14 protein-coding genes are annotated in these 13,427 nt (G+C 32.9%); 5 read left to right on the forward strand and 9 right to left on the reverse strand.

The annotated features are described in order from the left end of the window. Positions 1 to 58: 58 nt before the first annotated feature. The 4 genes from ACRHNM_RS11185 to ACRHNM_RS11200 all read right to left on the reverse strand — a co-directional run bounded on the left by ACRHNM_RS11185 (position 59) and on the right by ACRHNM_RS11200 (position 4,037). Entirely contained in the window at positions 59 to 880 is an 822-nt protein-coding gene (locus ACRHNM_RS11185; protein ID WP_431136578.1) for a hypothetical protein, read from the reverse strand. 138 nt (positions 881 to 1,018) lie between these two features. After that, positions 1,019 to 1,810 (reverse strand): hypothetical protein, encoded by a 792-nt coding sequence (locus ACRHNM_RS11190; RefSeq protein ID WP_431136580.1) that lies wholly within the window; start codon positions 1,808 to 1,810, stop codon positions 1,019 to 1,021. 37 nt (positions 1,811 to 1,847) lie between these two features. Continuing rightward, positions 1,848 to 3,146 carry an MFS transporter gene (locus tag ACRHNM_RS11195; RefSeq protein WP_431136582.1) on the reverse strand — a complete coding sequence of 433 codons (1,299 nt, stop codon included), beginning with the start codon at positions 3,144 to 3,146 and terminating at the stop codon, positions 1,848 to 1,850. A gap of 60 nt (positions 3,147 to 3,206) precedes the next feature. Next, complete coding sequence (locus ACRHNM_RS11200) at positions 3,207 to 4,037, reverse strand: M48 family metallopeptidase (RefSeq protein ID WP_431136584.1); 831 nt, start codon at positions 4,035 to 4,037, stop codon at positions 3,207 to 3,209. A 199-nt stretch (positions 4,038 to 4,236) separates the two neighbouring features. Here ACRHNM_RS11200 and msrB point away from each other — a divergent pair, with 199 nt between their 5' ends. From msrB to lpdA, 3 genes are all read left to right on the forward strand, one after another. Further along, on the forward strand, positions 4,237 to 4,713 hold the full coding sequence (gene msrB, locus ACRHNM_RS11205; protein ID WP_431136586.1) for a peptide-methionine (R)-S-oxide reductase MsrB: 477 nt from the start codon (positions 4,237 to 4,239) through the stop codon (positions 4,711 to 4,713). Between the two features lie 106 nt (positions 4,714 to 4,819). Continuing rightward, a complete protein-coding gene (locus ACRHNM_RS11210; protein ID WP_431136588.1) occupies positions 4,820 to 5,374 on the forward strand; it encodes a DUF1572 family protein in 555 nt (184 codons plus the stop codon). Positions 5,375 to 5,521: 147 nt separating this feature from the next. Continuing rightward, on the forward strand, positions 5,522 to 6,898 hold the full coding sequence (lpdA, locus tag ACRHNM_RS11215) for a dihydrolipoyl dehydrogenase (protein WP_431136590.1): 1,377 nt from the start codon (positions 5,522 to 5,524) through the stop codon (positions 6,896 to 6,898). Between the two features lie 3 nt (positions 6,899 to 6,901). Here the strand turns inward: lpdA and ACRHNM_RS11220 are convergent, their stop codons facing one another. The 4 genes from ACRHNM_RS11220 to ACRHNM_RS11235 form a co-directional block, all read right to left on the reverse strand. Beyond that, the gene (locus ACRHNM_RS11220; RefSeq protein ID WP_431136592.1) at positions 6,902 to 7,381 is read right to left on the reverse strand and encodes an outer membrane beta-barrel protein; all 480 of its coding nucleotides are present in this window, start codon (positions 7,379 to 7,381) and stop codon (positions 6,902 to 6,904) included. A 26-nt stretch (positions 7,382 to 7,407) separates the two neighbouring features. After that, complete coding sequence (aroQ, locus tag ACRHNM_RS11225) at positions 7,408 to 7,827, reverse strand: type II 3-dehydroquinate dehydratase (RefSeq protein WP_431136594.1); 420 nt, start codon at positions 7,825 to 7,827, stop codon at positions 7,408 to 7,410. Between the two features lie 78 nt (positions 7,828 to 7,905). Continuing rightward, positions 7,906 to 8,613 (reverse strand): outer membrane beta-barrel protein, encoded by a 708-nt coding sequence (locus tag ACRHNM_RS11230; RefSeq protein ID WP_431136595.1) that lies wholly within the window; start codon positions 8,611 to 8,613, stop codon positions 7,906 to 7,908. 150 nt (positions 8,614 to 8,763) lie between these two features. After that, on the reverse strand, positions 8,764 to 9,288 hold the full coding sequence (locus ACRHNM_RS11235) for an outer membrane beta-barrel protein (protein ID WP_431136597.1): 525 nt from the start codon (positions 9,286 to 9,288) through the stop codon (positions 8,764 to 8,766). A gap of 239 nt (positions 9,289 to 9,527) precedes the next feature. Between ACRHNM_RS11235 and xerA the strand changes: the two genes are divergently transcribed. Continuing rightward, a complete protein-coding gene (xerA, locus tag ACRHNM_RS11240; RefSeq protein ID WP_431136599.1) occupies positions 9,528 to 10,436 on the forward strand; it encodes a site-specific tyrosine recombinase/integron integrase in 909 nt (302 codons plus the stop codon). Between the two features lie 61 nt (positions 10,437 to 10,497). Further along, positions 10,498 to 11,679, forward strand: a complete 1,182-nt coding sequence (locus ACRHNM_RS11245; RefSeq protein ID WP_431136601.1) for a sensor histidine kinase — start codon at positions 10,498 to 10,500, stop codon at positions 11,677 to 11,679. A 45-nt stretch (positions 11,680 to 11,724) separates the two neighbouring features. On the opposite strand, the gene rny is transcribed toward ACRHNM_RS11245, so the two are convergent. Then, complete coding sequence (gene rny, locus ACRHNM_RS11250; RefSeq protein WP_431136603.1) at positions 11,725 to 13,302, reverse strand: ribonuclease Y; 1,578 nt, start codon at positions 13,300 to 13,302, stop codon at positions 11,725 to 11,727. Positions 13,303 to 13,427: the final 125 nt, after the last annotated feature.

Below are 13,427 nucleotides of genomic sequence, written 5' to 3' on the forward strand. Positions count from 1 at the left end.
AGTGTTGTTTTTTGTCTTTCATTAGGTGTAGTACTAAAAGGTTTAATTTTTAGTCAACCTATTTCAGGAAAGTACATATGGAAGTGCTGTAGCAACCCCATTGTGTAAGAAACTCTGTTTCAACTGGAGCAATTTCCATTCCTCCACCAGTATTATCTAAATAAAACACATAACCTCCTCCTGGACCAATATCACCAATCTCATAATTGGGAGTATTATCATTACCACAATCTCCTAAATCATCAATTACAGTTTGAATATTTCCATTGGTATCACCACAAGCTGTAATCTTATTTTGTAAAGCTATTTTGTAGGCATTACATAAATTAAAGTTAGTTGTATCTGAGTTGTATGCAGTTTCTGCTTCATCAGCTGCGATAGTGGCTATTTCACAAGAATCAGGGTTAGTGATTCCACAATCTAAACCATTAATTGTAGCTTGAATATTTCCGTTTGCATCACCACAAACTGTTAGTTGTATCTGCAACGCTGTTAAATAAGCATTACACAAAGTAGAATTAGAAAGGTCTTCATTGTATGCCGTTTCTGCTTCTGCTGCTGCAATAGTCACTGTTTCACATGGATCTGGATTAGTACTTCCACAATCTCCAAGACTGTTAATTTGAGTTTGCAATATGCCTTCAGGATCATCACAAAATTCTATTTGAACTTCTAAAGCATTTCTATATGCAATACATAATTGTATATAGTTCTCATCTGTAACATCCAGAAAAGCTATTGCTGCATCCTGTGTGTTTTGAGCAGCTATTTCACAAGACAATACATCCTCTGTTGTAAAATCGCCTTCCAGAGGCTCATTTTCACAAGTAAAAGCTGTTAAAAAAACTAATATTGAAACTAAAAAAGTTATTTTTTTCATTATATATTATGATAGGTTTGTTACAAACATACTAATTTATTTTAAGCATGATGTCTTAAAATAAATTCACATTTTCAATTTAAAAAATAAAAAAACCACTATTAAAATTAGTGGTTTTTCTAAATTCTTTATAGGTTATTAATCAAAATAATCATCATCCAAAGAATACTCAAAGGTGCCATTGGTACAATCAAACGGACCAATGACGTCTGTATCGCTAGTTCTAGAATATGAAAATTCAAAAGTCCCTCTTATGATTCTTTCATTAAGATCAAATTCTGTAATTGTAATTGAGCCTTCTTCTTCAATGTTTCCGCTGTAATCATCATTATCAAAATAAACGAGATCATAATGAGGTGTTGGTGTGACATTATTATCTGAATATACTGGACCTTCTGCTAGGTTATAAGTGCCGATGCTCCAGCTACTCTGAGGTATATAAATAGTAATTTCTTTTGTTAAATTATTTGGAATTACGTTCTGATAAGTACTGTTTCCCTGAATTGAAATATAATCATCGTCATTTGCATAAGAAAAGGTGACTATGTTAATAGCTCTATTGAATAAATTGAATCCATTAGGCTTTAAGTCATTAAACTGCTCACCATTCAAATTCGCAGTCATCAATGCCTGAGTACTGGGATTGGTATTTTGTGTACAATCACCTAAATTATTAATTAATAGTTGAATTTCTCCTGTGTCATCACCACAAACTAGTTTTACGTTTTCTAATGCTGCTTTATAGCTGTTACATCTGGATGTATAATTTAATTGGTTAGCGTCAGTAAAATCAGCTTGAGCCTGTGTTAGTAATAGGTTAGCTTCAGTACAGTTGTTTGGGTCATCAGCATCATCAGATGATGAATCACTATCACAATTGAGTAAAAAGCATAAAGCCAACAGGCTAAAAATAAAATTTAGCTTTTTCATAATTAGTATAAGGTAATTGTTTAAACAAACATAAGTATTATTTTTCTTTCATAGGAACTCTGAACAATAAAAGTATTCCTACAAAGAAAAACACAAATAAAAATAAGATTGCATTACGCATGCTTCCCGTGACCTGATCAATAGTCGCAAAAATAACCATCCCAATTACGATTCCTATTTTTTCAGCTACATCATAAAAACTAAAATAAGAAGTTGTATCATCTGTATCTGGTAGAAACTTAGAATAGGTAGATCTGGCCAGAGATTGTATACCTCCCATGACCAATCCAACTAATGATGCCGCAATATAAAACTGAATAGGCGTTTCCATAAAGTAAGCATATACACATAAAGACATCCAAATAAAGTTAATCACGATAAGCGTTGGAATGTTTCCAAATTTTGAAGATGCGCGAGACGTTAAAAAAGCACCAAGTACTGCAACTAATTGTATGACTAAGATACTAACAATTAAGCCTTGCGTTTTAGCATCTGAATTTCCCCAGAGAATTTCTTCTTCACCAAAATAAACTGCTACAAGCATTATGGTTTGTACAGCCATACTAAACACGAAAAAAGCAATGAGATATCGTTTAAGTCTTAGATTTTGATTGAGCTGCAACCAAACCTGCTTCAATTCTCTCAAACCATGAAGTAAAACAGCTTTAGTTACTTTATGTCCATCGGAAACGCCTTTAGGAAGAACATAAAAGGTATACTGACTAAAGAGAATCCACCACAAGCCAACAGTAACAAAAGAATAACGCATCATTTGCATTTTCTCTTCTCCAGTTTCCTGACTCATTACCATTACTAAATTTAATATTAGAAGAAGTACACTTCCAATATAACCCATGCTAAATCCTTTAGCACTTATACTATCTTGTTGTTCTGGAAATGCTATATCTGGCAAATAGGAATTATAAAACACTAAGCTTCCCCAGTATCCTATCAAACCCATAAAGTAAAACAGTAAACTTAAATGTATATGTTCTATACTAAACCAGTAAAGTCCAATACATCCAGCTCCTCCAACATAACAAAAGAATTTCATGAAACTCTTTTTATTGCCTACATAATCTGCTATACCAGAAAGTATTGGTGAAGATACCGATACTACTAAAAAAGTAAATGCAGTTACATACGTAATTAGAGCAGAACTTTTAAATTCCAATCCAAAAGCTTGAACTATTTTATCGGAACCTTCAACAAATAAAAACGAGTAAAAGAGCGGAAAAATTGAAGATGCTATAGTCAGTGTATATACCGAATTTGCCCAGTCATAAAAAGCCCATGCATTAAGTAGTTTTTTACTACCTTTTTGTAAGTGTTCCATAAAAAAAGCTGCCTTTAAGTAAGCAGCTTCTAAAATAAGACAATTTTTAAGAACTTGATACTAAAACTCTCCTAGAGGCCTAAAAGAGGTTACACCAAACTTTTTAGCTTCAGCTTTTGCTATTGGAGCCCAACCTTGTAAGTTAGAAATTCGTGTGTCATTAGATGGGTGTGTGCTTAAAAATTCTGGAGGTGATTGCCCTCCACTATTCGCTTTCATGCGTTTCCATAATTCTGCCGCTTCATCTGGATTGTAACCAGCAATGGCCATTAATGTTAATCCAAATTCATCCGATTGCGATTCATGGCTTCTACTAAAAGGAAGCATTCCTAAAACATTTGAACCTATACCATAAGATTGATTAAAAATATCTCTCGTTTGTTCATCCTTAATTGCTATATTTCCAACAGCTCCCAAACCTTGCTGAATATAAGCAGCACTCATACGTTGTTGTCCGTGATTGGCAAGAGCATGAGCTACCTCATGTCCCATAATTGCTGCTACACCTGTTTCATTTTGAGCAATTGGTAAAATACCTGTGTAAAAAACAATTTTACCTCCTGGCATACACCAAGCATTCACTGTGTTGTCTTCAACCAAGTTGTATTCCCATTTATAGTCTTCTAAATAACCTTGATATCCATTTGCATTTAGCCAGCGTTCTGCAGCAACAGCTATTCGTTGTCCGACACGTTTGATCATTTCGGAATCTGAAGTACCATTTATGACTTTATTTTCTGATAAAAACTGATCATATTGCGCAAATGCAGAAGGAAATATTTCATTATTTGACACAAACGCTAACGTTTTTTTTCCTGTAAGCGGATTGGTGGCACAAGATAAAAACATGATTAAAGTTCCGAATGCTATTATTGTGTTTTTATATTTCATTTTCATTAGTTTAATTATTACCAGTTAAAATTACAAAATTCGCTCCACTATATTTGACACATATAGATATAAAAATGTCACATTCCAATTCTTATTAAATATTAACAGATTAAAAATGAAAATTTACAATGTTTTTATCAGTAAAGAAGTAAGTTTTTGCTAAATATTCCGACTTAAAAGAAGAAAAAAATTATAAAACATGAAAAAGATATTCACTTTAGTTATCATTACTCTTTCCTTTAGTTGTAATTCTTCAGCTCAAAAAAATAAAAATAAAGAAACATTCGAAATCACTAAAACAGAAGCTGAATGGAAAGAGCAACTTACAGAACAAGAATATTATGTATTAAGACAAGCCGGAACTGAACGTGCGTTTTCAAGTCCATTAAATAATGAATACAGCGAAGGCACCTTTCACTGTGCAGCTTGCCATACTCCGTTATTTAAAAGTGAGCACAAATTTGATTCAGGTACTGGGTGGCCAAGTTTTGACAGGGAAATCAAGGGTAATGTAGCCTATACTAAAGAAAGTTCTTCTGCATTTTATGGTATTGAAGAACACTGTGCAACTTGTGGTGGACATTTAGGTCACGTTTTTAATGATGGACCGAGAAACACAACAGGTAAACGTCATTGTATTAATGGTGTCGCTTTGGAATTCGTTCCAAAAAAATAAAAACAAGCGTCATAAGTTTATAGTAATATAACATCTAACTATGAGAAATCATAGCTTTTAAGGTGGAGTATCACTATTTTTATTATTAAAATATCAAGTTATATCGATGTATAATTCATATCTACCAAGTATCATTAAACAATTTGAATATTACAAATCACTTGGAGATAAAACCATTAATCAACTATCTATCGAAGAACTTAAGAAAGAATTTGTAGATGACTCAAATTCGATAGCCATTATTGTTAAGCATATTGCAGGAAATATGTTGAGTCGATGGACAAATTTTCTAACAGAAGATGGTGAAAAATCATGGCGATATCGGGATAAGGAATTTGAAGATACGTTTCAAACCAAAGAAGAACTCGTAATCTATTGGATGAAAGGTTGGAATTGTTTATTTGATGCCATTTCATCTTTAACAGAAAAAGATCTGGAACGCATCATTTACATACGAAACCAAGGCCATACTGTTATTGAGGCTATTAACAGACAATTAGCCCACTACGCCTACCATATTGGTCAGCTTGTTTTTTTAGGCAAACTCTTAAAGAAAAACAATTGGGTTTCACTATCAATTCCTAAAGGCAAATCAAAAACTTACAATCAGGAAAAATTTAATCAAGAAAAAGGCAGAAGACATTTTACCGATGACCTTTAATTATAGAGCCAAATCATAAAATCTAAATTCTTAAACCGGTTTCAAATCAAATAACATTATAGTTTGTGAATTTGTGATTTAGATATTGGAATTTTTACGTTTGGTTTTGTAACTTCGTATTCTTAAAAATTAGACAAAAATAGACTCATGAGTAAATACGATGTAATAGTACTTGGAAGTGGTCCTGGAGGCTACGTAACAGCAATCAGAGCTTCACAACTAGGTTTAAAGACTGCTGTTGTAGAAAAAGAAAGCTTAGGTGGAGTTTGCCTAAATTGGGGTTGTATTCCAACAAAAGCTTTATTAAAATCAGCCCAAGTTTTTGAATATTTAAAACACGCAGAAGATTACGGACTTAAAGTTAAAGATGCTGAACATGATTTTGATGCTGTTGTAAAACGTAGTCGTGGCGTTGCTGAAGGCATGAGTAATGGCGTAAAGTTCTTAATGAAGAAGAATAAGATTGATGTTATTGAAGGCTTCGGAACACTAAAACCCGGAAAAAAAGTTGAAGTTGATGGTAAAGAATACAGTGCAGACCATATTGTCATAGCAACTGGAGCAAGAAGTCGTGAGTTACCCAGTTTGCCTCAAGATGGTAAAAAAGTAATTGGCTACAGAGAAGCAATGACTTTAGCTAGTCAACCAAAAAAGATGATTGTTGTGGGTTCTGGAGCGATTGGTGTTGAATTCGCTTATTTCTATAACTCTATGGGAACAGAAGTCACCATTGTCGAATATTTACCAAATATTGTACCTGTTGAAGATGAAGATGTTTCTAAACAATTAGAACGCTCTTTCAAGAAAAGTGGTATAAAAATAATGACGTCTTCTGAAGTCACTAAAGTAGATACCTCTGGAAAAGGTGTAAAAGCGACTGTTAAAACGAAAAAAGGAGAAGAAGTATTGGAAGCAGATTTAGTATTGTCTGCTGTTGGAATCAAATCAAATATAGAGAATATAGGATTAGAAGATGTTGGAATTGCTGTTGACAGAGATAAAATCTTAGTCAATGATTACTACCAGACTAATATTCCTGGTTATTATGCAATTGGAGATGTTACTCCTGGTCAGGCATTAGCTCATGTTGCTTCTGCTGAAGGTATTTTATGCGTAGAAAAAATTGCTGGTCAACATGTTGAAGCATTAGACTATGGAAACATTCCTGGTTGTACATATTGCGCTCCAGAAATTGCTAGTGTTGGTCTAACTGAAAAACAAGCAAAAGAGCAAGGTATTGATATTAAAGTTGGCAAATTTCCTTTCTCTGCTTCAGGAAAAGCAAGTGCTGCTGGAAACAAAGAAGGATTTGTTAAAGTTATATTTGATGCAAAATATGGCGAATGGTTAGGATGCCATATGATTGGTGCAGGTGTTACAGATATGATTGCCGAAGCTGTTTTGGGTAGAAAGCTGGAAACTACAGGTCATGAAGTTTTAAAAGCTGTGCATCCTCATCCAACAATGAGTGAAGCTGTAATGGAAGCAGTTGCTGATGCGTATGATGAAGTGATTCATTTATAAGTTTCAAACACTATTTAAAATAAAAAAAAAGCCATTTGGAGAAAACTCTTCAAAACCCAAGGTATATTTTATATGTGTGTCTAATTGTTTACTTATGGTGTAAGAGGCACTAATATCTGCTCGAACTTTAAATTTATTACTAAAAAAATCGAAAAAATAGTTCATGCTTGGACCAGCAAGAATGTACATGTTATTTGCCACTTTATACTTTGCATAAATAGGTACATTCAAAAAATTAAAGTCACCTAAATTTATAAGTAATACTTCCGGTTGAATAGAAAATGAATTATCCATATAAAAATCTGTAAAAACACCACCATAGTAACCTACTTCAATTTCAGTAGTTGAACCAAAATTACTTTCAGCCAGTTGAAAAAACGTCAAATTTACACCACCTTTAATACCAAAACCGACACTAGGTTGAGCGTTAGAAGAACAACTCCATGCGACACAAACTAAAAGGCAAAGTACAGTCTGTTTCATGCAGAAAAATGTATAATTCTGTAAAGTTAACTTAAAAAGCTCTGTATCGCTAATTCATAGCTTTGTAAGCCAAAGCCTAAAATAACACCTTTAGCATTGGGTGAGACATAAGATTGATGTCTAAACTCCTCTCGTGAGAATGTATTAGAAATATGAACTTCAACAACTGGAGTTTCAATAGCTTTTACAGCATCACCAATACCAATTGAGGTATGTGTATAAGCTGCTGCATTTAATATGATGCCATCATGGCTATAACCAACTTCTTGTATTTTATTAATTAATTCGCCTTCAACATTAGATTGGTAGTGTTCTAAGGTTACATCAGGATATTTACTTGCGATGGACTCGAAGAATTCTGTAAACGATAAATCACCGTAGATATTGGTTTCTCGTTTACCTAATAAATTAATGTTAGGTCCATTGATAATTATTAGCTTCTTCATAGCGTAAAGATATTAAAAATTGGACATAAAAAAACCGAAGCAATTAGCTTCGGCTTTTTAATATATTTCAGTTCTAAATTAGAACTTCCAAGTTAAACCAAATTGAGCTGTTTGGAAGAAATTGTTAAATACGTTTACGTTTCCGTTAAATGAAGACACTTTGTATTCATCAGTAGCACCTTCTAAGTTGTTCTCTCCTGAAGTTGAGTTGTAAGATAACACATCTGTTAATACAAAATTAATTGCAAAACACTCAGTTACAAAATAGTTGATACCTAAACTTACTCCTGCTCCAAATCCTGAAGTATCGTAATCAGCAATAGGATCATCTAAACCTGTAACAGTAGTTTCAGTATTACCAGAGTTAAATCCTACTCCAAATTCACCATAAGTTTTAAAACGCTCACCTAAATCTAAAAAGTAGTAACGAGCAAACACTCCACCACCAAATGAAGATGTTTTAGTTTCTTCAGTAACACTTGGGTCTACTATTAAATTTGTATCTTCATTTTTAAATGAATTAAGGTTTAACTGGATACCTACTGCAAATTTATCAGAGATAAAGTAACCTGCTTTAGGGTTAAAGTTTAAGCTAGAGTTTTTTTCTTCGAATAAATCTCCTGAATCATCAGAATCAGTATCAGTACTAGAGCTAAAACCTAAGTTACCCTCAACCATAATGTTTCCTTTTTCAAAACCAAATGTTTTTTCAGTCGCTTCGTCTTGAGCGTTTACATTTGTCAATCCAAACACTGCTACTGCAGATAAAAGTAATAATTTTTTCATAATATTTAATTTAAAGATTTGTATTTTAATTTTTAATTGGCGGCAAAAATATACTATGTGACTTTACTATGCAAGAAAATTCTTGTAAATTTTCACCCATATAAAAGGGTAGCAAATTGCCACCCTTTTATATAAATATAATGCGTTATATTATAGGATTCTATAGTTAACTCCAAGGTTAATTGTAGAAAAACTACCACCATCAACACTTATTCCTCTGTAAGATAAACCTGCTTGAAACTTTTCAGTGATGTTGTATGCTACCATTGGTGCATAATAAAAACCTCCATCACCTTCACCTGCAGCGATTGCATACCCTAAGTCAGCACCTAAAACAAATGCTTCAGAAGCCATAAAACGACCTGCAGCAGCTAGTGGAATATAATCAAAATTTTCGATATCTGCTGTAATTGTTTGAGTTCCAAAAAACCCTAAATCAATAGTCTCTGTAAACTCATCACCTGCAGTAGTCTGAAAACCTGTAGCAATACCTGCTTGAAAGCTTTCAGATACTTCCCATAAATAGTTTACATCTAAACCAAATCCGAAAGTGTAAAGATCACCAGCATCTCCAATTGGAAATCCTCCGTTTAAACCAGCTCTTAATTCGCCTTGAGCGTTTACATTTGATAAACTAAAAACTGCAACAGCAGCTAATAACATTAATTTTTTCATAATTTATAAGTTTTTAAAATTGATTAGTACAAACTAAATACTTTTTTTTGAAATAATAAACAATATTTGCAGACTTATTAACAATTTTGTGAACACAAAAACACTAAATACTGACAATCAAGCATTTACAAAAGTATTTATTAACAATATAAATAAAAAATACGACAAATAGCGTATAAATTCGTTCAGAAAACCCCTATTTTTACCATTATCTACCTTAAATTTAGAGAAAACACACTATGAAATGGCAAATTGCTATTAAAGACTACCAACATTATCTAAAAATAGAACGCGGCTTATCGCATAATTCAATTGAAAGCTATGTTCGAGATGTACAAAAGCTAATCGTATATTTAGAAAAACATCATATAATTAGTTCTCCAATCCATATAGATAAAAACAAGATACAGTCTTTTATTTATGAGGCTTCTAAAAGCATCAATGCAAAATCACAATCACGATTGATATCTGGTTTACGAAGCTTCTTTTCCTATTTAGTATTTGAAGATTATCGTAAAACTAATCCATTAGACCATATAGAATCTCCTAAAACAGGTCGAAAGCTACCTGATACACTTAGTGTAGAAGAAATTGATGCTCTTATTGGAGCAATAGATTTATCAAAACGTTATAATAACATATGTATAGGAGAACGAAATAGAGCGATCTTAGAAACTTTATACAGTTGTGGTCTTCGTGTTAGTGAACTTATCAATTTAAACATGTCTGACCTTTTCTTTGAAGAAGGTTTTATTAAAGTTACTGGTAAAGGAGATAAGCAACGATTTGTACCTATAGGTTTGAACACTCAAAACTATATCAATATATGGAGACAAGAACGGACAAAAATTGATGTGAATAATGAGTATAAAGATACTTTGTTTCTAAATCACAGAGGCTCTCAATTAACAAGAGCCATGGTGTTTACCATTATAAAAGATCTTGCTAAGGCTATTCATCTCAATAAGGTTATTTCTCCACATACGTTTAGACATTCATTCGCAACCCATTTACTGGAAAATGGTGCCGACTTAAGAGCTATTCAGCTTATGCTGGGCCACGAAAGTATAACTACAACAGAAATCTACATGCATGTAAATCGCTCTCATCTCAAAGACGTTTTATTACAGCACCATCCACGTAAATAATTTTTATTACATTATAGTGACAGTATGTAATTTATAGTGTCTTAATACCAAAATAGATAATATGAAAAGACTAATGGATAAGCTATCTTATTTTAAAACAGATAAATACGATAAAAAACCTGAACTCAATAAAAGTTTAGATGAACTTAAATGGCAATTTGCACTGAAGAATTCTAATGTTGGTCTTTGGGACTGGAATGCTTCCACAGATGAAATTTATTATTCAAAAACCTCAAAGCAACTGCTTGGTTATGAAGATTCAGAAATAAAAAACTCAGAGATCCAATGGGACAAACGCATTCATCCCGAAGACCAAAAGAAGTATCTAAAAGATTATAACGCACATCTTAATGGCATAACAGACGATTACAAAAATGAACATCGTGTTTTGTGTAAAGACGGAACGTATAAATGGATTCTGGATCGTGGAAAAGTTGTTTCCAGAGATAAAAACAATAACCCATTAAGAATTATTGGTACTCATGCTGATATTAGCAATAGAAAGAAAACTGAAGAACTCCTCAAGAAAAATCTGGAACTTATTACAAATCAAAATAAGCGACTTCACAATTTCACACATATTGTGTCTCATAACCTCAAAACGCATATTGGTAATTTAAAAAACATATTAGAGTTTTATGATGAAGCACAAACCGAAGATGAAAAAAAAGATTTAGTTAAACATTTAAAAACCATTTCAGAATCACTCACATATACCATAATAGATTTAAATGAAATTATTAGCATAAAATCTAAGTCAACTATAAGTCAGATTAATGAACATATTAATATTTATGACTGTACTAAAAAAATTATCAAAAGTCTAGAACTGGAGATACAGCAAAAAGACATAAGCATTCATAATGCTATTAGAGAAGCTGATGCTATTAAAACAAATGTATCTTATTTTGAAAGCATTCTTCATAATCTAATTTCAAATAGTATTAAATACAGTCATCCAGACCGAAAATCTAAAATTATACTTCAAACCGTTCATACAAATGACACCATAAAAATATTGATTTCTGATAATGGAATAGGCATTGACCTTGAGAAATACAAAAATCAATTGTTTGAAATGTACCAAACTTTCCATGGCACTGACAGAGAAGACTCGAGAGGTATTGGTTTATACATTACTAAAACTCAAGTAGAGGCTTTAAATGGAAAAATCGAATTGAGCAGTACATTAAATGAAGGCTCCACCTTTACACTCACTTTTAAAAAACAAAAAGCACTCTAATTCTTAGAACGCTTTTCATTATATAATGTAGGTGATTAATGAGAATTATTTAGCTATGTTCACAGCTCTTGTTTCTCTAATTACCGTTACTTTTACTTGTCCAGGATAGGTCATATCTGTCTGAATTTTTTGAGATATTTCAAACGATAGATTTGCAGCTTGCTCATCGGTAACCTTTTCACTTTCTACCATAACACGTAACTCTCTACCTGCCTGAATAGCGTAAGCCTTGTTTACTCCTGTAAACCCGAAAGCAACATCTTCTAAATCTTTTAAACGCTGAATGTATGAATCAAGTACTTGTCGTCTCGCTCCTGGTCTTGCTCCAGAAATCGCATCACAAACCTGAACAATTGGAGACAATAAGGTTGTCATCTCTATTTCATCATGGTGTGCACCAATGGCATTACATACTTCTGGTTTTTCACCATGCTTTTCAGCCCATTGCATCCCTAAAATAGCGTGAGGAGTTTCCATATCTGCTTCAGATGATGGTACTTTACCTATGTCATGAAGTAAACCTGCCCGTTTAGCCAGTTTAGGATTTAATCCTAATTCAGCAGCCATAACACCACATAATTTAGCTACTTCACGAGAGTGTTGTAACAAGTTTTGACCGTAAGACGATCGGTATTTCATTCGACCTACTAGTTTTATGAGTTCTGGATGCAAACCGTGAATTCCTAAGTCGATGACAGTTCGTTTACCAACTTCTATAATTTCTTGTTCAATTTGTTTCTCTGTCTTTTTAACAATTTCTTCAATTCTGGCTGGATGAATTCTTCCATCAGTCACTAATTTATGTAAAGACAAACGTGCAATCTCTCGTCGTACAGAATCAAAGCATGATAAAATAATGGCCTCTGGTGTGTCGTCAACAATAATCTCTACACCTGTTGCTGCTTCAATGGCTCTAATATTTCGACCTTCTCTACCAATGATTCGGCCTTTTACGTCGTCTGATTCAATATTAAAAACAGACACACAGTTATCAATAGCCTCTTCAGTACCAATACGTTGAATCGAATTAATTATAATTTTCTTTGCTTCTTGTTGCGCTGTAAGTTTTGCTTCTTCAAGGGTGTCTTGCAAATAGCTCATCGCATCTGTTTTTGCTTCATTCTTTAAAGATTCGACTAATTGAGATTTAGCGTCTTCGGCAGATAAGCCTGAAATTACTTCTAATTGTTTAATCTGACTTTTATGAGCTTTTTCAACCTCTTCTTTTTTCTTTTCCAGAAATTCTAGTCTGAAATCGTAGTCTTTAATTTTGTCTTCAAGACTTTGAGTCGCTTTTTTCGCTTTAGCTAATTCGCTAGACGTCTGAGATTCCTTATCTCTGGTTCGCTTTTCAGCTTCTGCCATTTTTTTATCACGAGACAAAATGACTTTTTCGTGCTCTGACTTTAATTCAATAAACTTTTCTTTAGCCTGAAGCATCTTATCTTTTTTGATAGAATCGCCTTCAGCTTTAGCTTGTTTTATAATTGAATCTGCTTCGTTTTTAGCCGATTTAATAAGTTTTGATGCATTATTCTTTTCAAGAGATTTTGCAATAATATATCCTAGTATTACTCCTAATACTACTCCTCCAACAATCATTAAAATTGTGTTCGTGTCCATGTTTTAATTAGTTTAAAATGTTTTTGATATGATCAAAATTTCTCAATTATATTGAGAACAACCCAATTTAATATAAGTTAAATCGAGTTTAAAAAAAAAGCCTACATCAGTTTTGGATTTTGTAT

This window comes from Psychroserpens mesophilus (assembly GCF_050617655.1).
Classification (GTDB): Bacteria; Bacteroidota; Bacteroidia; order Flavobacteriales; family Flavobacteriaceae; genus Psychroserpens; species Psychroserpens mesophilus_A.

Coding starts and splice junctions, on each gene's coding strand:
- ACRHNM_RS11220 (WP_431136592.1), bottom strand. CDS start 7,381: ATGAAACAGACTGTACTTTGCCTTTTAGTTTGTGTCGCATGGAGTTGT.
- ACRHNM_RS11195 (WP_431136582.1), bottom strand. CDS start 3,146: ATGGAACACTTACAAAAAGGTAGTAAAAAACTACTTAATGCATGGGCT.
- ACRHNM_RS11245 (WP_431136601.1), top strand. CDS start 10,498: ATGAAAAGACTAATGGATAAGCTATCTTATTTTAAAACAGATAAATAC.
- rny (WP_431136603.1), bottom strand. CDS start 13,302: ATGGACACGAACACAATTTTAATGATTGTTGGAGGAGTAGTATTAGGA.
- ACRHNM_RS11210 (WP_431136588.1), top strand. CDS start 4,820: ATGTATAATTCATATCTACCAAGTATCATTAAACAATTTGAATATTAC.
- ACRHNM_RS11235 (WP_431136597.1), bottom strand. CDS start 9,288: ATGAAAAAATTAATGTTATTAGCTGCTGTTGCAGTTTTTAGTTTATCA.
- xerA (WP_431136599.1), top strand. CDS start 9,528: ATGAAATGGCAAATTGCTATTAAAGACTACCAACATTATCTAAAAATA.
- ACRHNM_RS11200 (WP_431136584.1), bottom strand. CDS start 4,037: ATGAAATATAAAAACACAATAATAGCATTCGGAACTTTAATCATGTTT.
- lpdA (WP_431136590.1), top strand. CDS start 5,522: ATGAGTAAATACGATGTAATAGTACTTGGAAGTGGTCCTGGAGGCTAC.
- msrB (WP_431136586.1), top strand. CDS start 4,237: ATGAAAAAGATATTCACTTTAGTTATCATTACTCTTTCCTTTAGTTGT.
- aroQ (WP_431136594.1), bottom strand. CDS start 7,827: ATGAAGAAGCTAATAATTATCAATGGACCTAACATTAATTTATTAGGT.
- ACRHNM_RS11230 (WP_431136595.1), bottom strand. CDS start 8,613: ATGAAAAAATTATTACTTTTATCTGCAGTAGCAGTGTTTGGATTGACA.
- ACRHNM_RS11190 (WP_431136580.1), bottom strand. CDS start 1,810: ATGAAAAAGCTAAATTTTATTTTTAGCCTGTTGGCTTTATGCTTTTTA.
- ACRHNM_RS11185 (WP_431136578.1), bottom strand. CDS start 880: ATGAAAAAAATAACTTTTTTAGTTTCAATATTAGTTTTTTTAACAGCT.